The organism is Microcoleus sp. bin48.metabat.b7b8b9.023 (genome assembly GCF_013299185.1).
Classification (GTDB): domain Bacteria; phylum Cyanobacteriota; class Cyanobacteriia; order Cyanobacteriales; family Microcoleaceae; genus Microcoleus.
In genome coordinates this window covers 1-21,459 of record NZ_JAAFKG010000060.1, presented here as the reverse complement: position 1 = coordinate 21,459, position 21,459 = coordinate 1, and the positions used below count along the sequence as shown (strand labels likewise).

The 21,459-nt window shown below is 45.6% G+C and carries 26 protein-coding genes; 16 read left to right on the top strand and 10 right to left on the bottom strand.

Annotated features, from left to right (window positions below):
• Nucleotides 1-115: 115 nt before the first annotated feature.
• Complete coding sequence (locus QZW82_RS26415) at nt 116-1,198, top strand: ParM/StbA family protein (RefSeq protein WP_293155295.1); 1,083 nt, start codon at nt 116-118, stop codon at nt 1,196-1,198.
• Nucleotides 1,199-1,218: 20 nt separating this feature from the next.
• A complete protein-coding gene (locus tag QZW82_RS26410; protein WP_293155292.1) occupies nt 1,219-1,734 on the top strand; it encodes a hypothetical protein in 516 nt (171 codons plus the stop codon).
• 633 nt (nt 1,735-2,367) lie between these two features.
• On the opposite strand, the gene QZW82_RS26405 is transcribed toward QZW82_RS26410, so the two are convergent.
• Together QZW82_RS26405 and mgtE are read right to left on the bottom strand one after the other, a co-directional pair.
• Nucleotides 2,368-3,291, bottom strand: coding sequence for a hypothetical protein (locus QZW82_RS26405; protein WP_293155289.1), 924 nt, complete (start codon nt 3,289-3,291; stop codon nt 2,368-2,370).
• A gap of 152 nt (nt 3,292-3,443) precedes the next feature.
• On the bottom strand, nt 3,444-4,841 hold the full coding sequence (gene mgtE / locus QZW82_RS26400; protein WP_293155286.1) for a magnesium transporter: 1,398 nt from the start codon (nt 4,839-4,841) through the stop codon (nt 3,444-3,446).
• 492 nt (nt 4,842-5,333) lie between these two features.
• On the opposite strand from mgtE, the gene QZW82_RS26395 reads away from it, so the two are divergent.
• On the top strand, nt 5,334-5,543 hold the full coding sequence (locus QZW82_RS26395; RefSeq protein ID WP_293155283.1) for a hypothetical protein: 210 nt from the start codon (nt 5,334-5,336) through the stop codon (nt 5,541-5,543).
• Here the strand turns inward: QZW82_RS26395 and QZW82_RS26390 are convergent.
• Nucleotides 5,504-7,240 carry an ABC transporter permease subunit gene (locus QZW82_RS26390; protein WP_293155280.1) on the bottom strand — a complete coding sequence of 579 codons (1,737 nt, stop codon included), beginning with the start codon at nt 7,238-7,240 and terminating at the stop codon, nt 5,504-5,506. The two genes, QZW82_RS26395 and QZW82_RS26390, sit on opposite strands and share 40 nt — an antisense overlap.
• Nucleotides 7,241-7,469: 229 nt before the next feature.
• The gene (locus QZW82_RS26385) at nt 7,470-8,816 is read right to left on the bottom strand and encodes a nitrate/sulfonate/bicarbonate ABC transporter ATP-binding protein (protein ID WP_293155277.1); all 1,347 of its coding nucleotides are present in this window, start codon (nt 8,814-8,816) and stop codon (nt 7,470-7,472) included.
• A gap of 380 nt (nt 8,817-9,196) precedes the next feature.
• On the opposite strand from QZW82_RS26385, the gene QZW82_RS26380 reads away from it, so the two are divergent.
• Nucleotides 9,197-9,340, top strand: coding sequence for a hypothetical protein (locus QZW82_RS26380; RefSeq protein ID WP_293155274.1), 144 nt, complete (start codon nt 9,197-9,199; stop codon nt 9,338-9,340).
• A gap of 278 nt (nt 9,341-9,618) precedes the next feature.
• Here the strand turns inward: QZW82_RS26380 and crcB are convergent, their stop codons facing one another.
• Nucleotides 9,619-10,017, bottom strand: a complete 399-nt coding sequence (gene crcB, locus QZW82_RS26375) for a fluoride efflux transporter CrcB (protein ID WP_293155271.1) — start codon at nt 10,015-10,017, stop codon at nt 9,619-9,621.
• A 105-nt stretch (nt 10,018-10,122) separates the two neighbouring features.
• Here crcB and QZW82_RS26370 point away from each other — a divergent pair, with 105 nt between their 5' ends.
• Nucleotides 10,123-10,752 carry a macro domain-containing protein gene (locus QZW82_RS26370; protein WP_293155268.1) on the top strand — a complete coding sequence of 210 codons (630 nt, stop codon included), beginning with the start codon at nt 10,123-10,125 and terminating at the stop codon, nt 10,750-10,752.
• Between the two features lie 460 nt (nt 10,753-11,212).
• Complete coding sequence (locus QZW82_RS26365; protein WP_293155265.1) at nt 11,213-12,070, top strand: M48 family metalloprotease; 858 nt, start codon at nt 11,213-11,215, stop codon at nt 12,068-12,070.
• Between the two features lie 72 nt (nt 12,071-12,142).
• Here the strand turns inward: QZW82_RS26365 and QZW82_RS26360 are convergent, their stop codons facing one another.
• The gene (locus QZW82_RS26360; RefSeq protein ID WP_293155261.1) at nt 12,143-12,319 is read right to left on the bottom strand and encodes a hypothetical protein; all 177 of its coding nucleotides are present in this window, start codon (nt 12,317-12,319) and stop codon (nt 12,143-12,145) included.
• A 44-nt stretch (nt 12,320-12,363) separates the two neighbouring features.
• Here QZW82_RS26360 and QZW82_RS26355 point away from each other — a divergent pair, with 44 nt between their 5' ends.
• Nucleotides 12,364-12,975 carry a hypothetical protein gene (locus QZW82_RS26355; protein ID WP_293155258.1) on the top strand — a complete coding sequence of 204 codons (612 nt, stop codon included), beginning with the start codon at nt 12,364-12,366 and terminating at the stop codon, nt 12,973-12,975.
• Between the two features lie 103 nt (nt 12,976-13,078).
• Here QZW82_RS26355 and QZW82_RS26350 read toward each other — a convergent pair whose 3' ends face one another.
• Nucleotides 13,079-13,297 (bottom strand): hypothetical protein, encoded by a 219-nt coding sequence (locus QZW82_RS26350; protein WP_293155255.1) that lies wholly within the window; start codon nt 13,295-13,297, stop codon nt 13,079-13,081.
• Between QZW82_RS26350 and QZW82_RS26345 the strand changes: the two genes are divergently transcribed.
• Entirely contained in the window at nt 13,296-13,940 is a 645-nt protein-coding gene (locus QZW82_RS26345) for a hypothetical protein (protein ID WP_293155252.1), read from the top strand. The two genes, QZW82_RS26350 and QZW82_RS26345, sit on opposite strands and share 2 nt — an antisense overlap.
• 154 nt (nt 13,941-14,094) lie before the next feature.
• On the opposite strand, the gene QZW82_RS26340 is transcribed toward QZW82_RS26345, so the two are convergent.
• The 3 genes from QZW82_RS26340 to dapB form a co-directional block, all read right to left on the bottom strand.
• Nucleotides 14,095-14,367, bottom strand: a complete 273-nt coding sequence (locus QZW82_RS26340) for a hypothetical protein (RefSeq protein WP_293155249.1) — start codon at nt 14,365-14,367, stop codon at nt 14,095-14,097.
• Between the two features lie 16 nt (nt 14,368-14,383).
• Nucleotides 14,384-15,100 (bottom strand): phosphate ABC transporter permease, encoded by a 717-nt coding sequence (locus tag QZW82_RS26335; protein ID WP_293155246.1) that lies wholly within the window; start codon nt 15,098-15,100, stop codon nt 14,384-14,386.
• A 311-nt stretch (nt 15,101-15,411) separates the two neighbouring features.
• On the bottom strand, nt 15,412-16,239 hold the full coding sequence (dapB, locus tag QZW82_RS26330) for a 4-hydroxy-tetrahydrodipicolinate reductase (RefSeq protein WP_293155243.1): 828 nt from the start codon (nt 16,237-16,239) through the stop codon (nt 15,412-15,414).
• 266 nt (nt 16,240-16,505) lie between these two features.
• Here dapB and QZW82_RS26325 point away from each other — a divergent pair, with 266 nt between their 5' ends.
• From QZW82_RS26325 to QZW82_RS26290, 8 genes are all read left to right on the top strand, one after another.
• Nucleotides 16,506-19,061 (top strand): EAL domain-containing protein, encoded by a 2,556-nt coding sequence (locus tag QZW82_RS26325; protein WP_293155240.1) that lies wholly within the window; start codon nt 16,506-16,508, stop codon nt 19,059-19,061.
• A gap of 65 nt (nt 19,062-19,126) precedes the next feature.
• Nucleotides 19,127-19,375, top strand: a complete 249-nt coding sequence (locus tag QZW82_RS26320) for a DUF4160 domain-containing protein (RefSeq protein WP_293155237.1) — start codon at nt 19,127-19,129, stop codon at nt 19,373-19,375.
• A gap of 13 nt (nt 19,376-19,388) precedes the next feature.
• Nucleotides 19,389-19,685, top strand: coding sequence for a DUF2442 domain-containing protein (locus QZW82_RS26315; RefSeq protein WP_293155234.1), 297 nt, complete (start codon nt 19,389-19,391; stop codon nt 19,683-19,685).
• Nucleotides 19,686-19,913: 228 nt separating this feature from the next.
• On the top strand, nt 19,914-20,108 hold the full coding sequence (locus tag QZW82_RS26310; RefSeq protein WP_293155231.1) for a hypothetical protein: 195 nt from the start codon (nt 19,914-19,916) through the stop codon (nt 20,106-20,108).
• On the top strand, nt 20,093-20,248 hold the full coding sequence (locus QZW82_RS26305) for a type II toxin-antitoxin system PemK/MazF family toxin (protein WP_293155228.1): 156 nt from the start codon (nt 20,093-20,095) through the stop codon (nt 20,246-20,248). Before QZW82_RS26310 ends, QZW82_RS26305 begins: the two co-directional genes overlap by 16 nt.
• Before the next feature lie 64 nt (nt 20,249-20,312).
• A complete protein-coding gene (locus tag QZW82_RS26300; protein WP_293155225.1) occupies nt 20,313-20,456 on the top strand; it encodes a hypothetical protein in 144 nt (47 codons plus the stop codon).
• Between the two features lie 63 nt (nt 20,457-20,519).
• Nucleotides 20,520-20,774: a type II toxin-antitoxin system ParD family antitoxin gene (locus QZW82_RS26295; protein WP_293155222.1), complete on the top strand. Its 255-nt coding sequence runs from the start codon at nt 20,520-20,522 to the stop codon at nt 20,772-20,774.
• The gene (locus QZW82_RS26290; protein WP_293155219.1) at nt 20,764-21,141 is read left to right on the top strand and encodes a type II toxin-antitoxin system VapC family toxin; all 378 of its coding nucleotides are present in this window, start codon (nt 20,764-20,766) and stop codon (nt 21,139-21,141) included. The genes QZW82_RS26295 and QZW82_RS26290 overlap by 11 nt, the downstream gene beginning before the upstream one ends.
• Nucleotides 21,142-21,459: the final 318 nt, after the last annotated feature.

The following is a 21,459-nucleotide window of genomic DNA, read 5'->3' as shown; positions in this document are numbered from 1 at the left end:
AATACCAATCTAGGTAGAGTTAGAAGAAGCGCCTCAAAACCCACTGTCTTTAAGCGCGGCAGTGTCCAGGGATAAGGCATGATAATGGTGAGGCTCAGTGAGGTAACACATTTCAATGACAACTAGACAGCTTGTTCCTAATTCGGCTATGCTGACGCAGCAGACTAAGATCGCTTCTCACAAATCGATTATTAGTGCTGATTTGGGTCGTACAGCAACTAAAGCTTGCGTGAGTCGCAACCCAAATGGTGTTGTTTTCATCCCTGCCAACGTGGCTACTATGCCCGTGGAAAAGGTGCGGGGCGGCAGCTTTGAGTCAAAAGCAACAGACCCTCTGTTGGATATGTGGCTGGAGCACCAGGGCAAGGGGTACGCCATCGGCCAACTGGCCGCTGACTTTGGCGCTAATCTCGGTGGGGCTGACCAGTCGAAAGTAGTAGATGCTTTGGTTAAGGTCTTTTCCTGTGCTGGATATTTCCAGATGAAGGGCGAAATGGCAGTAGTGCTGGGTTTGCCTTTTTATTCGCAGGATCAGTTTGAGAAAGAAAAGGAAGAGATTATCAGCCAACTGCGCTCTCCCCACGTTGTCGTATACCGCGGCGAGCGTTTGGAAATTGACATTCGCCACGTTTGGGTGATGCCGGAAGGATTCGGCAGCCTGATTTGGTGCGAAGCTCAAGACAACAAGGAGTTTACGCCGGAGTTGCCGGAACTGTCGGTAGCTGTGGTCGATATCGGACACCAAACTACGGATTTGTTAATGGTCGATCGTTTCCGGTTCGCCCGAGCCGCTTCTAAGAGCGATTCCTTCGCCATGAACAAATTCTACGAACAAGTTGCCTCAAAAATTCCGGGGGCAGACCCTCAATCCCTGTCTTTATTGGAAGGGGTAAATAAACCCGAAGGGCAGCGTTTCTACCGTCCTAGAGGAGCGACTAAGCCGACTAATTTAGATCCGATTATTAAGGATTTACGGGAGGCTTTCGCTAACGAACTGTCCGAACGTTTGGTACAGTGGTTGCCGGAACGGGTGACGGACGTAGTTCTGACTGGCGGTGGCGGCGAATTTTTCTGGGAGGTACTCCAACCTTTGCTGAAAGACGCCAATCTTAAGGCTCACTTGGCTCAGCCTTCTCGGAAAGCTAATGCTTTGGGACAGTTTATTTATGCTGAGGCTCAGCTAGCCACGATAAAGTAACGCATTAAGGCTTGAACCCTATGGCACTGTGGGCAAAAAATAAGGCGAATTTCTCGGTGGCGTTTACGGAAGATGCTGCCGATCAAACTTTGCTGGCGGCTATTGAAAAAGAGTTGGCTTTTACGAAGTATCAGACTTTCAGCAATCTCTGCAAGCAAGCTTTGTGGCAGTTTTTGTCTGTATCTGAGTCTGCTAGCTCTACAGATAGCTCTGAGCGGTTGGAACAGCGTATTGCTGAACTTGCGGTCAGATTTGCTGAGTTTGAGCGCAATGTTTCTGCTGAGGAATTAAGCCGTTTGGAAGGACTGGAACATCACCTGAGTCAATTGGGCGCGCAGTTGGATCAGTTGCAGGGGAGTGTTGACAGTAAGTTTGCTCAAGTTTCTTTTGCCCAAGTTTCAAAAGTAGTAGAGCCCGATCCGATCGAGTCTGAGTCTGTAGCGAACGATTTAGTTTCTGATGCTGAGGTTGCTCCTCGTCGGGAGTCCGATCCTTTATTGGAGCGTTTAAGTTCTTTGTTACCGCAAGATTTCTAGAATGAGGTAGAGCAAGGCTAAAAAGCCTTGAGATGTGATGTTAGTGGCCCGCTGTTGGCAGCAGGTACTGAATAAATAAACAAAGCGATCGCTCTTTTGAAAAAAAGGGCGATCGCTTTGTTATTGGTGATTGGTTATTAGTTATTGGTGATTGGTTATTAGTTATTGGTGATTGGTTATTAGTTATTGGTGATTGGTTATTAGTTATTGGTGATTGGTTATTAGTTATTGGTGATTGGTGATTGGTTATATCATGTTCGGTCGATTACTATAACAAAAAACTGTTCGTAGTGCGGACTTCAGTCCGCAATATGCTGCGGACTGAAGTCCGCACTACGAACGGATCTTATCGCGGTCAATCGACCGGACACGATATTATTGGTTATTAGTCATTAGTTATTAGTTATTGGTTATTAGTTATTGGTTATTAGTGCGAGATTCCCCGCGATCGAACGTTATTAGTAATTGGTCAGTTAGTAGGGGCGGTGCCAAGAGTGTCCGCCCTCTTAATGCCCAGTTGTCAGTTGTCAGTTATTAGTTGTCAGTTGTCAGCCAACAATGCCCTATGCCCTATGCCCTATGCCCTATGCCCTATGCCCAATTCCCAATTCCCAATTCCCAATTCCCTCGAAATTATTCAATCAATCCTAATTTTTGCAAGCGCGAACGAATGGCAACAGGTTGTCGCTGAAATTTCTGAGCTAATTCACTAACTTCTTGGCAGTTTGCATATTCTTTCTGCAAATTCTCGTCTTCCTCCCGACTCCACTTTACGTAAGCCCTGGGATATTTCTGGCGAATTTTCTCATTCTGGGTTTTAGATCGATCGGCATTTTTGGGATCGGCATTCAAACCAGAACCCAAGTTTTGGTTGATTTCCCCGGCGCGGCTAGTTACAGCCTCCTGCACCCGGGTGGGAATCACAGCAATTTCTTGAGCAAGCTGAGCCAAAGCATTATCTACTTGTTGCTGAAGTTCTGTTAGCTGTCGCTGCTGCAAATTTCCCCATTGCGGCAGTTCGTTGATAAACTCCTGCAAGTCCAGAATGATTGTTGTCAAAGTTTCTACTTGTTGCAACTCAGGCCGTTGTTTGAATTGGCGGCTGGTGATTTCGATCTCGCTTTGAATCATTTTAATAGTTTTTTCTAAAATTATGATCCGCTGGCGCAGGTTCTCAATTGCTGAAATTATAGAGTGGGAATTTTCTGCCTGGCCAACATTGAGATTTTCGCGAGATGTTTGGGCAAGAGCTGTATCTAAAGAACTTACAGCAAGTTGTAATTGCTCGATCGCCCGATCGCTCGTAGCTGCTTGTTGGTTTACGCGATCGAACACTGCCGCGGTACTTGTTTTAACTTGCCCGCGAAACTTCTGGCGGTTCACAAAATTCAACACCAGCGAAATTACTACAGGAACTTCGACATAAATGCTCTGCTGCAAAACCAAACTAGCAGCCAATCCTACAGCCGAGGCAGCAAGAAAGATTAATTCAGCAGTTTCTAACAAATTGCTCGATTTGGGATTTTGAATTTTGGTTGATGAATTAGATGATGACATAAGTTAATTAGGAATTAGTAATTAGTAATTAGGAATTGGGCAAACAGGGCATTGGGCAAACAGGGCATTGGGCATTGGTAGTTGGGAGGCTGTACATCACGGAATTTAAAATTACTATGGGTTTTTAATTTATGCGAATCTAATTAAATATATTATAATTGCAAAATTAGTCGAGCTAAAGTGAAATAAATTAAGACTCCGAGGACATCAACTGCGGTGGTAATAAAAGGAGCAGACATTAAAGCGGGGTCTAAACCCAAAGAACGAAAGAGAAATGGCAGAGCTGAACCGGCAATAGAAGCTAAAATTGCGATCGCCAGCAAACTCACCCCCACCGCGATTGCCACGGCTAAATTCCCTTGCAGAGTGTAAGCCCAGCCCGTCGCTACCGTCCCCAATATAGCGCCTAGGAGCGCTCCCGCCATCCCCTCACGCACAATTACTTGAAAGGGGCCCATTGCTGTAATTTCATCAGTATTCAAACCGCGAATTACCACAGTTGAGGACTGGGCTCCGACATTGCCTCCAGTGCCAGTCAGCAGCGGAATAAAGGCTGCTAGGGCGACTACTTGGTGCAAAATATCTTCTTGAGCTCTAATAATTGCTCCGGTGACAGTATTGGTCAACAGCAGAACAAACAGCCAGACGACCCTTTTGCGGGCGACGGTGATTAAATCGGTCTGAAAATAATTGTCGCCGCCGGACTGGACGCCACCCAAGGTATAAATATCTTTGGCTGCTTCTTGTTCTAAAATGTCGATCGCGTCGTCAACTGTAATGATCCCCACCAAACGCTGTTCGCGGTCTACAACGGGCACAGCTAAAAAATCGTAACGCTGGATCAGCCTAGCTACTTCTTCTCGATCCGTTCCCGTTTGCACAGAAACTACCTCGCGGGTCATAATTTCGCCGACAGTTTTGTCGAGGGGAGAAGTGACTAAATCCCGCAAGGATAAAATGCCACTCAACCGTCGTGCCGCATCAGTGACGTAAAGAGAATAAATGGTTTCGGTAGTTTTAGCTAAAGAGCGAATTCTGTCTAAAGCTTGAGCAACGGTAAAGCTTTCTTTGAGAGAAATGTATTCTGGGGTCATAATCCGGCCGGCGCTACTGGCTTCGTAACCCAAGAGTTGGGCCGTCGCTTCGCGTTCCGTTGGGCTCAATTCACCTAAGAGGCGGCGGACTAAGATGGCCGGCAGTTCGTCAAATAGTTTAGCTCGATCGTCCGGGGACATTTTGTCTACAATATCGATGACTTCTTGGCGTTTGAATTTTTCGCAGAGGGACTGCTGAACGCTGGAGTCGAGATATTCGTAAACTGCGATCGCCTCGTCTTTAGAAAGCAACCGGAAAGCTATTACTTGCATGGTTTCCGGCAGGCCTTCGATAGCTTCAGCGATGTCTGCTTCCTGCACCGGCTGCAAAATCGCTTTTGCTCCTTGAAAGTCTCCTTGTTCCAACAAAGCCTTTAACTGCGATCGAACTAATTCCCGGAGTTCTTTTCGCGCGTAGGTGGGTAGAGAAGACGATTGATAATTGTTTTCTGTCACTGATGACCCTCCTCATGCAATTTTAGATTTTAGATTTTAGATTTTAGATTTTAGATTTGGGATTTGGGATTAAAGGATTGGGAATGACTTACTAAGTCAGCAGATTTGAACTTGACCTACAGTTGCATTTTTGTGGTAACTGGTATCAACCTGTGCTGCACGCCTTCCTGAATCCAGTTTATAGCCTATTGACACCACTGGTTGCAGTTATTACGATTTACACGGGCAGCGCCAGCAACGGAATTTTTTGGCAGATGCGGCACCACCAAAACCAAGCTGTATTCTCGAAACCGAGTTTCTTGGTAGGATGTTTTCGCTCTAGTGCAACGCCAGTGTGAGTTCGGGAAAGTGCGATCGATTACCGATTACCAATTACCAATTAAGCTGTGTTGCATCTAGATTGCCTATGGTATTAGAGAGGGAGAAGAGGAGAGGGGCCGATGGGGATCGGGGGAGAGAATTTTTGATCGGGACTCGAAATATACAATTTAAATGCACAACAGCTTACCAATTACCGATTACCAATTACTAATTACTAATTCCCAATTACTAATTACCTTTGAGAATGGGTATACTCTCAACCCTTCGGCTTCGCTCATAACAAGCTGTCAACTGAAAACTGTCAACTGTCAACTGTCAACTGTCAACTGTCAACTGTCAACTCAAACCAATAACTGGTATTTTTCTTGTGCCAAACGGTAAAGCGGGCGCCACACCAAACGGTTAGTCAATACAACCAACAGCGACATCACAGAAGTAGCCGCTAACAGTAAAGGAAAATTACCCGATGCCGTTGCTTCAGAAATCGTCTCTCCCAAACCGCTCGTTCTAATTATTTCACCTTTAAACTGCACGTATTCGCTGACAATACTTGCATTCCAAGCTCCGCCAACCGCCGTAATAATTCCTGTGATTAAATAAGGGAATATTCCCGGCAAAATTAAAGTTTTCCAGCGCCCAATTAGGGAAAGTTTGTAAACTTGCGCGGCTTCAAACAACTCCGAAGGTATGGCTTGAGCGCCCGCAATTACGTTAAACAGCAAATACCACATTGTACCCAACATCATCAGCGCTACAGAACCAATTTGCAACCCGCCTCCAGCGTGAATTAGAGCTAGTAGCAATACGGGAAATAAAGCCGTTGCTGGTACAGAAGCGGCTATTTGCACTAAGGGCTGCAAAATCTGAGCTAAACGCGGATTTCGACCGATCGCCACTCCGACAGGTACAGTCCACAACAGCGATAAAAATAGCGCGCAAATGACTCGCAAAGCCGTAAAAAATGCACCTCCTACGACTTTTTGCCAATCAGATACACTCAGGAACCTCAGCAGCAGCACGGCTTCCCAGGTTCCCCAAAGGACGATCGCAGCAAACCCGCTGACAAACAGCCAATTGATCCAATTGCCGAGGCGGCTTTGGCGGCGAGGGCTTGTTGGTAAATGAGCAGGTGCAAAACCTCTTGCCAAAGCGCGATCGAAACTGTCACCTACGGGCGATATGCGCGACTTCAACACCCGCAGCGTCGCCGATCGCCTTAAAAAATCCAACACCTTGGACTGCGGTACATTGGTCGCTTCTACGGCTTGATATTTAAACTTTTCCACCCAAGCAATCAAAGGCTGCCAAATGAAAAAATCTATGGCTACAATCACACCAATTAATACTGCTAAACCCCAGCCGATCGCCCCAAAATTGCCTTCATTGGCTGCCTTCCCCAAATAGGAACCGAGTCCGGGCAGATGAAAGTTTTTAGCACCCAAGGTAAAAGATTCGATCGCAATCAAAAAGAACCAGCCACCAGCCACTGACATGACGCTGTTCCACACCAGCCCGATCGCGCCAGCGGGCAATTCTAACGTCCAAAATTGCTGCCAAGCATTCAGCCGATAAACTTGAGCAGCTTCTTTCAGTTCTTGCGGAATTCCGGAAAGCGACTGATAGAAACTAAAGGTCATATTCCAAGTCATTCCAGTAAATATTAAGATAATCGATGCGAGTTCTACGCCGATTCTTTGACCGGGAAATAACGTAACTAGCGCTAAAACTACTCCGGGCAAGAAGGATAAAACCGGAATTGATTGCAAAATATCTAGTAAGGGAATTAAAATTTTTGCTGCGAGAGGAAAGCGGTAAGCTGAATAAGCATAAACTAAGGTAAATAGCAAGGATAAAAGATAAGCCGCTGTCATGCGTAAAAGAGTCTGGGCTGTATAGGCTGGCAAGACATTTAGCGTAGTCTCTATTTTAAAGTTTGGGTTGTAGTCACTGTTGAATTGAGAAGCTGTTTGGACTATTACTAAAATTAGAGAGAAGATTGCTAGAATCAGCAAGCCGTCTTGCCAAGTCCAAGTCGATCTTTCTAATGTTTTATTGGCTGGTGTTAGGGGTCTTGTCATAATAATTAGTTATTGGGCATTGGGCAAACAGGGAATTGGGAAGAAGGCCAAACAGGGAATTGGGCATTGAGCATGGGGCATTGGCCAAACAGGGCATTGGGAAGAAGGCCAAACAGGGAATTGGGAATTGGGCAAACAGGGCATTGGCCAAACAGGGCATTGGGAATTGGTAACTAATGTCAACAGTCAACAGTCAACAGTTAACAGTTAACTCTCAAATAACCAATAACTACTCATCTTTTTCTTCCGATTCTAGGAATATTTCACCCCCTGGTTCGTCGTAGCTGTATAATTCTGCATAGCGACCCCAGTCAATAGCAGTTTTCAATTGCCTCATTGCTTCTTGGGGGCTAAAGTGGGCTTCGAGAATGTCCAAAATCAATTCTTCAGAAATGCGGTGATTGCGCTTGGCCTGAAGCATTCGAGAAACTTGCTGTACGAGGCGAATATTGGTGAGAATTTGGGTGCGAACAATTTGTTTGCGCTGGTCAATTCCGCCGGCTATGAATTGAATGCCAACTGGTGTTAATAGAAGGTCGCCTTCTTGAATTACTAGGAATTCCATTAATTTGGCGGCTTCGACGATCGGCAAAATGTCGTCTACCTCTAACATTAATTCTTGACCGAGGCGGTAGAGGTCTTTCTCTTTGCGATCTTCGAGGAGTTCTAACAAACCTGCGATCGCACCTGTGCGGACTTGCGGCAGAGATTGGTATTTAGGGCTGGGGGCGGGTTGAGGCTGAGATACAGCAGTAGCGGTACTTTGAGTTGGTGCAGCCACTGTTTCGCAGCTTAACTCTGGATTCGTCAGAATTTTGTACACTTGGTCTACGAGGGCTTGGAATGCTGCTGTTTTGCGATCGCGGTAATGCGGCAAAGTCACGGTTAGTTCAGCGCGAATTCGTCCGGGATTGCGGCCGAGGACTACAATGCGATCGGCTAAAATTACCGCTTCCTCAATCCCGTGAGTTACGATTAATACAGCTTGAGTCGGAATCTTTTTTTCTAGCCACAAATCTAATAACTCAAACCGCAAGTTTTCTGCTGTCAACACATCTAAAGCTGAAAACGGTTCATCCATGCACAGCAATTCCGGTTCTACCGCCAAAGCCCTAGCAAATCCCACTCGCTGCCGCATTCCGCCGGACAGTTCTTTCGGATAAGCATTTTCAAATCCATCCAAACCGATAATATCAATCATTCGCAAGGCTTTTTGGCGGCGCGGTTCTGGCAATTCTCCTTTAGCTTTTAAGCCTAATTCTACATTTTCTAGTACCGTCAGCCAGGGATAAAGGGCAAAGTTTTGAAAGACAATTGCTATCCCAGGATTTAAGCCGACTAACGGACGATTGTGATAGAGAACTTGACCATCGCTGGGGGGGATTAATCCGGCAATCATCCGCATTAATGTAGATTTGCCAGAACCGGAAGGGCCGAGCAAAGCTACTATTTCGCCCGATCGCAGTTCTAAATTTATTGGCTCTAAAATAGATATTTTTTGACCGTTGGGCTGCTGGTAAGCTTTGCTAACACCTTTTAAGGTAATGAGGCACTCTGTTGCTATTTTAACTACCACAACTAAACTCCCTCGCTTGTTATTTAACTTTAGTTATTAGTTATTAGTCATTAGTCATCAGTCAGCAGTCATAAGTCATCATTCATCAGTGCTGTCCCCGATCGCGAACAGTAATCATCAGTCATCAGAAGTGCGAGCTTAAGAACTCGCGAACATTAGTCATTACCCAAAAATTTTCACAAACTCACAACTGATATTTGTCGGCAGACACGAGTTTGCGTCCGTTGGTCTTAAAATAGATTCTTGGGTTTCCATACGTATACCTCATTAACTCATTTTTAGCAAGACCTGCTGGCGGGAATGCTTCATTCAGTTGACAGTTGACAGTTGACAGTTGACAGTTGACAGCACTTGACAAAGGAAGGAAGAGGATTGGAGTAATGAATCCTCTTCTTTTAATTTATCGCGATCGGGCTTGGGGCTTTAAACCAATGCTTTCTGGTAAAATCTGCCAGATATCAATTAAAGCTGAAATCAGGAGCGATCGCCAAAACCTGGTCGAGCTGAAAAAACTTAATTTTTAGATTAATTTTCAAATTTCTTGCTACAATTACTGATTTCATATAAATTATTTTTCATTAGACGAGCCGCAAGCCGGATACGTTCAACAGTTGACAGTTGACAGTTGACAGTTGACCATGGGAGAGCGACCTCTACCTAGAAGGAAGAGGATTGGAGTAATGAATAGTCTGATTTTAATTTCTCCCGCTCCGGGAGAGGCTTTCAACCAATTCTTTCTGGTAATGCCCTGTCCCTACGGGTGCTCGATTATATCTAATGAAAGAGGTAAACGATATTTTATCTATTTGCCAATTCGTGCTAAAATGCTGCCTAACTGAACGGCAATTACTCCGAGTATGGCACTGCCAGCCCAGTAAAAAGTGGCCAAGCTGTAAAACCGATCGCGCAACAAGACAGTTGTCTCTAAACCGTAAGTCGAAAAAGTAGTATAAGCCCCCAAAAATCCTGTTGCTATCATTAACCGCACCTCTGACGGAACCGCCGGCACCCGTTCAAAAATCAGGGTGATAAAAAATCCCATAGCCAAGCAACCGGTGATGTTGATAAAAAAAGTTCCGTAGGGAAATGCGGTACCGAAACGGTTGGCAAACCACAAGGTGATATAATACCGACTCAATGCGCCGGCAATGGCACCGAAACTAATTGCGATCGGGTGGCGGAGATTGGGGTCTTGCAGCATCAAAGGATTTTAGATTTTAGATTGAGCGGACTCATCTAAAATATTGTATGATTAAAATGGCGATCGCCAGAGCAATCGCCATTTAAAAAATTATAGAGAGTATGTATGCAAATTGTGCTGGCTGCCGTAGATGATGACTTAGTTAGAGCGTGGGAAAGCACTTGCGGCAATATCGATAATGTCAAAATACATCACGGCTCAATCTTTAGTGTGAAATGCGATGCGATTGTGAGTCCAGCGAATAGTTTTGGCTTTATGGACGGCGGTTTAGATTTAGCTATTTTGGAATATTTTGGTGGTCACGTTCAAGAACGCTTACAAAAACTAATTCAGAGTCGCCATCACGGCGAACTATTGGTAGGATTAGCCGAAGTTGTCGATACCGATCATGACGAAATTCCCTATTTAATCGCTGCCCCAACCATGCGCGTACCGACAATTTTAACAGACACAGTCAATGTTTATCTAGCAACTAGGGCTATTTTAACTCTCGTAAAATTTGGCACGGTTCCAGACGGAACGCCGGTCAAACATATCATTGAAACGATCGCGATTCCCGGCATGGGTACGGGCACAGGTAAAGTGCCACCCGATATCTGCGCGCATCAGATGCAAGTCGCGCTTCAAGATATCCTCCTATCTCAATATCAATTTCCTAAATCTTGGCTGGATGCTCAAAAATCTCACCACTTGTTATATGCTGGCGGTGCCGGACAGTGGCCGCTGGAAAATTGAAAAGCCCAAATCTCAAATTTCTAGATTTAGCAAGCGGATTTCTTGGTAGTCTGTATTTTGAGGTGGAGCGATTTATCAGAAATTAAAGGGGTGCATCTGGTTTTTGAATAGGGCTATAGCATGACCGCATATAAATTATTAGTTATAATCTCATATTGACGGAGGTCATGCGAAAGCCCCTACACACATACGTGCAAAACCCAGATGCACTCAACTAAAAACTAAAGTACGCTAAACCGTACCTGCAAATTGGCGGTATTCTACACGCGAGCTCAACTTGGGTAGATAGAATGTAGGAGAACAGATCGAAATACTCAAAACCAAAATTTATCTGTGATGCCACCAAATACTGCACTAGAAAGCGGGTTATTGGTAGGCGGTGGCGAAATGCCATGCAAACAACTATTGAATGTCGATCGAGATTATTGCTTAATTTAGTGATTTCAGGGAGAGTCCCGAAATGAATCAAATTAAAACTGCTGCTTTGTTAGGTTTGTTAAGTGCGCTGTTAATTACCGTTAGCTATTGGGTAATCGGCGGTTCGGGAGGTGCAATTATCGGCATTGGTTTGGCCGCCGCCATGAACTTAGGTTCGTGGTTTTACTCGGATAAAATCGCTTTGGCGGCCTACGGGGCTGTGCCGGTAACTGCCAGCCAAGCGCCGGGACTTTATACAATGGTGGAAAGACTGGCGCAGCGGGCTAATTTACCGATGCCAGGAGTTTATATTATTCCTACTCAGTCTGCTAACGCTTTTGCTACCGGGCGCGATCCCGAACACGCGGCGGTTGCAGTCACTGAAGGGATTATGAATATCCTGTCAGAGGACGAACTCGAAGGAGTTATCGCCCACGAACTTACTCACATTAACAACCGCGATACGCTGACGCAAGCGGTGGCGGCTACGGTGGCGGGGGCGATTTCGTGGTTGGCGCAAATGGCGAGTTACAGTATGTGGTTTGGGGGTAGGGACGATCGCAACAGCCCGAATCCTGTGGGGTTGCTGCTGACAATTATCCTCGCACCGGTGGCTGCTTCCGTCATTCAGCTAGCCATTTCGCGCACGCGGGAGTTTTCGGCGGATGCGGGGGCTGCCCGGTTAACGGGCAATCCAAGGGCTTTGGCGAGGGCTTTGCAGCGGTTGGAAAGTGGGGCGCGCCAAATGCCCTTAGATGGTAATCCAGCTTTTGCACCGCTGTTGATTGTGAATTCGTCTGCTGGTGATTGGTTTAGAAGTTTGTTTTCGACTCATCCAACTACCGAATCGCGGATTGAAAATTTGATGAAGCTGGAACAAGAATTGCCTGGTTCTTATTAAGTGTTAGGATTAATTCTGGCGCTACAGATCGATCGAACGTTTTAACAGCCAGCATGAGTTCTGGTGCTAGGTTCAACAGTTGACAGTTGACAGTTGACAGTTGACAGTTTGAAAGCTAACTCTACCGTTAAGTCCGAGGAATCGAATAATGAATAGTCTGATTTTAATTGATCCCGATCCGGCGGGCGGGCTTTCAACCAATTCTTTCAGGTAAAAAGTCTTAAAGGCCAGAATTAATTCTGGCGCCACACATACAAATTCTGCGTTTGCGGAATACAAAAGGAGACATCGCAATGACTGAACCAAATTTGACTGAAGTAGAAGTAACAGTTGTAGAGGCTACTCCCGAAACGACGGCGATTGTTAAAAAAGAGATGCCGGATGCTACGCCGGAGGCGATCGCAGAAACAGCCGCTTTGTTTGAAGCAATTAAAAAACGCGCCGCCGCCGAAGTCCAAGCAGCGGGCGATCTCACCCGCGAAGCTTATTTGAAAGCCCTCCAGAAGGCTTCAAGTGCGATCGAACAAAATAAGTCGATCGCCAAAGAGAGAATGACTGAGGCTGTCAGCCTACTCAAAAAGGAATCCGAGAAAAATTGGCTGGTGGTGGATGCGATTAAAACGCGAGCCCAAGCCCAGGTGCAAGATGCCGGCGAAGTCAGTCGCGAAGCTTATTTGAAGGCGGTTCGACAAGCGCGAGAAGCGGTGGAACAAAATAAATTAGTCGAACGCGATCGCATCGAACAAGCTGTCGAGCACATTAACAAGGAAACTGAAAAGAATTGGCACGTCGTTGTGGGAGAAATTGAGTCGATTGGTGCTCGATTGAAAGAGACTGCCAAGTCTGCTTGGAACTCGCTAACGGCGTTTTTTGACAAGTCCGATCGCGGCAATTCCGAGAAGTAATATCAAGCATCGAAAGTTAATGTAACAAAGGTATGTAGTTGGGCTTCAGCCCTCTTTAGACGTATATATAAAGAGAGCTCGCATCCCAACTACGTGCCTATTTCTATTTGGATTCAATCGGCAGTAAGATTAAACTGAATTCGAGGGCGGTAAATAAAAGTTTTCTACCCAGCCGCACTGTTGCTAAACGCAACCCGATGAGGCCGAAAAGTGCGATCGCGATCGCGCCCGCGCGCAAGAGTGGCGATCGAAACGATCGAACGGTTATCGATTTTACGCTATAACATTGGTGAAACAAGGTTAATTTGAGGGAGTAAATCATGAAAAGTACGATCGCACCAGCATTTATTCTCGCCGGTGTCATGTTAATTGGCGGTTTGTCTGCTTGTGCGCCACCTAACCCGCCGGAAGCCTCGGAATCTAATCCAGCTAAGGAAGATACCGTAAGTTTAGAGAAACCAAAGGCGGATGCTGTTTCCTCCGATGCTACTAAGCCCGATGCGACTGCGGCGAATCCAGTCACTTCATCGGAAACCAAGGCGGATGCTACTACTTCTAAAGATGCTAAATCTGACGCAGATACTGCTGCTTCCAAAGATGCTAAATCTGACGCAGATACTGCTGCTTCCAAAGATGCTAAATCTGACGCAGATACTGCTACTTCCAAAGATGCTAAATCTGACACGGTGGCTGCAAATCCAACAGATTCCCAGAAACCGAAGCTTTCTAATGCCGAAAGAGCACAGAAGCGCAAGGAAGTTAGTAAACAACTCGCAAAGGTACTCACTGTTGAGCAATACAAAGAGTTGAATGCTAAGCTGAAGTCTGGCAAAAAAATGCGTAAAGCTTTGACTGAAATTAATCTGACTGCCGAACAGAAGCCAAAAGTTAAGGCGATTATCAAGGATCTTTATCCTCGCGCCGCCCAAAACCTTCAAAAATCATCGGAAACTAAGCCGCAGTAATGTCGTGAAAGCACGTTTTGTGCGATCGCAATTATAAGGTTTTTGGGTTTTTGTAGGGTGCGTCAGCAAGCTAATTTTTTTGCATTGCTGGTTGTTTTGTCTGACGCACCCTGTCCTTTGTGAACAACACGATTGACAACGCCACAGCCTCAATTCATTTGATTTGGATGCGGACTAAAGTCCTCACTACGAACCTGATGCGGACTAAAGTCCTCACTACGAACCTGATGCGGACTAAAGTCCTCACTACGAACCTGATGCGGACTAAAGTCCTCACTACGAACCTGATGCGGACTAAAGTCCTCACTACGAACCTGATGCGGACTAAAGTCCTCACTACGAACCTGATGCGGACTAAAGTCCTCACTACGAACCTGATGCGGACTAAAGTCCTCACTACGAACCTGATGCGGACTAAAGTCCTCACTACGAACCTTTTTTGTTCAATAATCAGCGGACGATCGCCTTTTCACGCCTCTAGTTTGATTATCATCAGTATCTCGCCCTTTTTTCTGTCTGCCTTTTTTAATCTGCTGGCTCATTTCCACAAACAAATCCTTACGCAAATAAGGATAATCGCTCACCCACACATCGCGGCTGGGAATGTAAATATCCGAAACTTTGGCAATTCTGCCCAAATCTTCTTGATTCGACATGATTAACATTAAAGCAGCTTGACCGGGGACAATTCCTTGATGACTTTTCAGCAATGGAGCTCGAAGCGTAGTAGTAAATCCGGTTTTGTCGCCAACTTCTAAATTAATTCGCGGTTCTAGGTTGTCAACAATTACAAGTTGTCCTTTTTGATTGACTGTTTCTTCTTGACTTGTGACTTCATCGGTGATATAAATATCCAATACTCGCCCTTGCCAAAAGCCGCAGTATTTATATTTACGACATTCTGCATTCCGCAAACTCGCCCAGAAAATCGGCCCCCACAGCCAGTACAAACCAGCAATCAATCCGACAATTAAAACTAGAGGCCCGACATCGGAACCGGCAAAATTATAAACTACTAGCAACAAAACTACAGCTACCGCAGAAATTAACATTCGCCTTAAAAAATCGGGCGGTTTCCCCCAAATATGTTTGTATTGTGCTCCGGTAGCCACGGGGGGAATTAGTTCTTGAAAAGTTTCGCGAGTTAAGGGAATTAGCATAATAAGAAGGAAGAAGGAAGAGTGAAGAAGGAAGAAGGAAAAGGCAATATAGAAAAGGAAAAAGTAAGAGGGGAGAATCTAATTAACCTTAGGTGCGTCAAGGAAAGTTATTAGTCTGTTGTTAAAACATTCAGCCCTGACGCACCCTACAATAACTTAAGAACGAAGAAGCTAATTAAACTTAGGTTTGTCAGGGAAAGTTATTAGTCTGTTGTTAAAACATTCAGCCCTGACGCACCCTACAATAACTATCAACTGTCAGCTATCAACCATCAACGTTTGTCAACTGACAACTGACAACTGTCAACTGACTACAAGATTTTTTCCAATCCGTAAACGAGCGATCGCAATTCCAGCACTTTTCGCACCGATAACAAAACTCCCGGCATATAACAAGCCCGATCGCTCGTATCGTGTCGTAAAGTATAAACTTGGCCTGCACCGCCAAAAATTACCTCTTGATGAGCAATTAAACCGGGCAAACGGATGCTGTGAATCCGAATCCCTTCATCGGCTACAGAACCGCGAGCTCCAGCTATTTTTTCGGTTTCCTCAACTTCTGGCACATTGAAAGTTTTTCCCAATTCTGCTAGCATTTGAGCAGTTTGAATCGCCGTGCCGCTGGGAGCGTCGGCTTTTTGATTGTGGTGCAGCTCGATAATTTCTACGTGTTCAAAATACTGAGATGCGGTGACGGCTGCTTGTTGTAGCAAAACCATGCCGATCGAGAAATTGGGTATAATCAAACAGCCGATGCTGGCTTTGTCAGCGAATTCACCTAACTTATCAATTTGCTTGCTGCTCAATCCTGTAGTCCCAACTACTGGCCGTATACCATAAGCTATAGCCGATCGCACATTTTCATAAACAGACGAAGGGTGCGTAAAATCTACCATCACGCCTAATTGCTTTTCCTGAGATGCTAATACCAGCATTCCTTGCAAGTCGTCTGTTACCGGAACTTCTAACGGGCCGCATCCGGCTAATTCCCCCGCATCGGCGTTGAGGCACTCAGGAGAACGGTCTACAGCCCCAAATAAAGTCATGTCATCAGCATTTGCGATCGCCTTAATTACTTCGCGGCCCATCTTGCCGCCAGCACCGTTAACAATCACCGGAATCGGAAGTTGATTCGCCATAATCTCAAAAATATCCTGAAACTTCGATCGACTAAATTTTAACGCTTGTGGGAATTTGGGGAAACAGGGGAATAAAAAACAGGACTTGTCGGCAAATCTTCAACAACCCGGTTTCCCCTCCCGAAATACTTGACAAAATCGAGTGATTAACTTAAATAAACTCGGTTTCGGCACAATTTCTGAAAAAATTACACTCAATCTCATAATAAGCTCAATTCTGTGGAACAGACTTGTGCGAAGCGAATTTGCACCCATATATTTTTTCTGTGACTCCCAAATTCTCTCGAAATCTTCGTTCTGTACTGTCTGTCGCCACTGGCCTCGATCTGAGTTCTCCAGGCCGCCGGGTCAGAATTTTGCCTGCAATGCTGGCGGGTGCTACTGTAACGCTGCTGAATCTGGGAGTTCAACGGTTGGGATGGCTGCAAAGCTGGGAATTGGGCAGTTTTGACTCGTTAGTACGCTTGCAGTCCGATGCGGGCCCCGATCCGAGGCTGCTGATCGTGGGAATTTCCGAGGCCGATATTCAAGCTTTGGGGAGATTTCCGGTTTCCGACGGTGCGATCGCCCAAACCTTGACAAAATTGCAAAAGTACCAGCCAAAAGTCATCGGTTTGGACTTGTACCGAGATTTGCCACAACCACCGGGAAACGAAGAATTGCTGGCCCAACTGAAAGCACCGAATGTAGTGGCGATCGCCAAAATGAGCGATGCAGAAAGTCCGGGAGTCCCGGCGCCCCAAGGAATACCGCGCGATCGAATCGGTTTTAACGACTTCGTGCTCGACGCTGACGGCGTGGTGCGCCGCCATTTACTCTCAGTCTCGCAAGCAAACAAGACTACTGTTTCGTCGTTTTCTCTGCAACTGGCTTTGCTGTATCTCAAAAACAGCGTGCAGCCGACAGATAGCCCTGTCCATCCCCACCAAATCAACTGGGGCAAAGCAGAATTTGTGCCTTTAAAATCTGACAGCGGCGGCTATGCAAATCTTGATGCCAGAGGCTACCAAATTCTGCTCAAATACCGTTCTGCCAATAATGTAGCGCGACAAGTCAGTATCTCGCAGGTATTGAAGGGGGAAATTGACCCAACCTGGATCAAGGACAAAATTGTGCTGATCGGAACGACTGCACCTAGTACCAGAGACGTGTTTCTGACGCCCTACAGTCCGGTTCAAAAACAAACTCCGAAAATGCCGGGGGTGATCCTGCACGCCCAAATGCTCAGCCAAATATTGAGTGCCGTTTTGGAGGGGCGATCGCTGTTTTGGATCTGGCCGCAATGGGCAGAAATTTTGTGGAACGCTTCTTGGGCTGTGCTTGGCGGGGTTGTGGCTTGGCGGATTCAGCACCCGGCGAGGGCAGCATTGGTTGGGGGTGCGCTGTTGATGGGGCTGTTGGGAATTAGTTTTGCGATTTTTATTGGGGGTGGGTGGGTGCCGCTGGTGTCGCCCGGTTTGGGTTTGGTAGTGACTGGTGTCTGCATCAGCGCTTACAGGAAGCTTTACGATGCTTTTCACGACTGTCTGACGGGTTTGCCGAACCGGGATTTGTTTGTGGAATGTTTGGGGCGGGCGATCGCCCACAATAAAGGCCACCACAGCTATCTGTTTGCAGTGCTGTTTATTGATTTAGACCGATTTAAGGTAATTAATGATTCTCTAGGTCATTTGGTAGGGGACGAACTGTTGATCGCCGTGGTGCGGAGGCTGAGGGCAAGTATTGCTCGCGCGGATACTGTGGCGCGGGTGGGGGGTGACGATTTTGCGATTTTGGCGAGGAATGTCGATCTCGGGAGTGCGATCGATTTGACCGATCGCATTCACCAAGCTTTAATTGTGCCTTTTGAAGTGAGAGGGCAGGAGGTGTTTGTCACGGCGAGTATCGGAATTGCAGTGGGAGGCGAACCCGCTGCTACCACCCGGGAACAGCCGGAACACTTGCTGCGAGACGCCCACACGGCGATGTACCGGGCGAAGGCTTTGGGAACGGGAAGGTATCAGGTGTTTAATGCTTCGATGCACGATTTGGCCTTGGAGAGGTTGCGGTTGGAAACAGATTTGCGGATGGCCCTAAAGCGTCGGGAGTTTTTGCTGCACTACCAGCCTTTTGTGTGTTTGGCTAGCGGGAAGATTATTGGGTTTGAGGCTTTGGTGCGGTGGCAGCACCCCCAGCGGGGATTGATTTCGCCGCTCAAGTTTATTCCGGTGGCTGAGGAAACGGGGGCAATTGTGCAGCTTGGTGAGTGGGTACTGGAGGAAGCTTGCCGGCAGTTGCGGCTGTGGGAGGAAATGTTTAATTTCGATCGCCCTTTGATTATGAGTGTAAATTTATCTGGGAAGCAGTTTGCTCAGCCGGATTTGGTCGATCGCATTCAGGCTATTTTGGCAGAAACGGGTTTGAGTGCCGAGAGTTTGAAGTTGGAGATTACAGAGAGTGTAGTGATGGATGATGTCGAATCGGCGATCGAAGTTTTGAAGCAAATGAAAGCGTTAAATGTCAAATTGGGAATTGATGATTTTGGCACTGGTTATTCGTCGCTAAGTTATTTGAGTCGGTTTCCGACGGATACTTTGAAGGTTGATAAGTCATTTGTCGGGCTGATGGAATTGGGCGAGGGGGAAAATGTGGCGATCGTCCGAACAATAGTCACCCTAGCCCACGCTTTGGGGATGGATGTGATTGCTGAGGGTGTGGAGACGGCGGCGCAATTAGCTAAGTTAAGGGCGATCGGCTGCGAATACGGTCAAGGTTATTTTTTTGCTAAGCCATTACCGAGCGAAGAAGCTACTGCTTTGATGGCTTTGCGGCCGCAGTGGTAGTTGTTAGTTATTCTTGTTCCTGCTTCATATACAATAATCCTCATATCGTCGTTTAGCAGAGCTTTATGCCAGAAGTTGCACGATTTTACGGAATAATTATCAAAATCTTCTTTGGAGATCGTCCACCTCCTCATTTTCACGCAGTTTACGGTGAGTACAATGCTTTAATTGGGATTGAATCTCTAGAGATTATTGAAGGAGATTTACCGAATCTGGCTCAAAAGCTGGTAATAGAATGGGCTACGTTGTACCAGAAAGAACTGCTGGATATGTGGAATAGCCAAGAATTTAGTAAACTGCCACCATTAAAATAACTGTGATTGTTTTATGAAACCTGAGCGCATTGTTTCTGCTAAAGTTATTGACGATCGCACCTTGATAGTTAAGTTTACCAATCAGGAAATCAAGAAGTATGACATCTCTAAGTTATTAGACAATCCGATGTTTTTGAGCTTGCACAATCCTGGGTTTTTCAAGAATTTTAAAATTGAACCTGGTGGTTATGCACTGGTTTGGAATGAAGATATCGACCTCAGTGAATATGAACTGTGGCAGAATGGAGTCGGTTGCACGGATGAGGAAATCGATCGACACATTGAATCTATTCGTCTTGTTGCTGGTTGAGTAATAACGATCGACGTGCTGAGCGATCGCACTTTTTGACTTATTCCAAAAGGGATCTCGCTTATCTGCGCTTACAAGCAAGGCGATCGCGCTATAGTTGGCTAAAGTTCGTGATGTTGAGCCGGAGAAGGCAGAGGAATCTGCGCCATGAGCTGATAATCTCAACGATGCTATAATAGACAGAAGTTACGCATGACCTCAATTAGTATGTTTTTATAGGTAAATGAGATGAACGCTAAAGAATTACTCATTAAGGAAGTAGAGAATATTCCCGAATCTATATTAGAAGAAGTTTGGAATTTCCTGCAATTCCTCAAATTAAAATACAATAAAGATAAGTTAGAAGCAAGCTTGCTCAGTGAATCTTCTTTGGAAAAAGACTGGCTAAAGTTAGAAGAGGATGAAGCATGGCAGAATTTGTAAAAGGTGATGTAGTAGTTGTTCCATTCCCATTTTCCGATTTAACACAAGCCAAGCGCCGACCGGCTTTGGTTATCGCAACTTTGGCAGGAGACGATCTAATTCTTTGTCAAATTACTAGCCAGAGAATTGCCGATCGCTAAGATTGTTAAAATTATTCAGCAGTAATTCTCTATTGTTAAGCTTTCCCTCTGCTCAAAATGCTGTTTGACTAGATTGTGTTGTGCGATCGACCTTTCCATACCAAAAAGGCGATCGCCCTTTTTGATTTATTCCAAAGGGGATCTCCCTAATCTGCGCTTACAAGCAAGGCGATCGCGCCATCTTCCCGCAGCCAAAAATGTTAAATAACAAAATTGGATAATTTTTGTTATTATGGGAAGAGTAGTTGACTCAAATAGGTGACTCAACATCATGAATATATCCTTAACTCCTGAACTAGAGAAATTTGTTCAATCAACAATCAAAAACGGTAGGTACTCATCTGCTTCTGAAGTGATTCTGGCTGCGTTACGATTGCTAAAAGAACGGGAAATTTTAGTTGTTTTGAATCCGGTTTCGTCAGATGGGAACCAGAAACCCAGCTATGATTTCTCTGATTTGGTGGGGCGATTAACCTGGCAGGGAGATGCAGTAACAATGCAGAGGAATCTACGCGATGAGTGGTAATCGCTATGTGTTGGATACGAATGCGATCGTAGCTTTGCTTCAAGGGAATATTCAACTGGTTGAATTGCTTAAAGATGCTGATTGGATCGGAGTTTCAGTTATTAGCAAAATAGAGTTTCTGGTATTTCCTGGGCTGACTCAAGACGATCGTCAGATTTTTGAGCAGTTTCTGCAACGAGTGGAGGTTCTTGGTTTAGGGGCGATGGATGCTATTTTGATTGATAAAATAATTGAAATTCGCCAGCAACATCGCTTGAAACTTCCAGATGCGGTTATTGCAGCAATGGCAATCCAAAATTCAGCAACTTTGGTGACAGCCGATCGAGAGTTTGGAAAGGTAACAAGTTTAACGGTAATTAATTGGTAGAGATCGCCCTTGGTTGAGAAAAAGTTGTAAAGGGCGATCGCACTTTTTGACTCCTTCCAAAAGGGGCGATCGCCCTAGTTGTCAAGTAGGCATGATTTAAGATAAACTAATTCTGAAACTATTCCCTAAATATCGCCCCTTCCCCCAAAATTTAAATGCACATCTTGTCCCCCCCTTCTTAAGGGGGGCTAGGCAGGGTGGATTAATTGTCGAGAGGTTAAATCAAGGCTATGAAGGCTATTGACTGACATCATGCGAGGCATTTAACAGGTTTATCTGAACTAGATAAATCAAAAAGTAACTCACTCAAATCTTCAA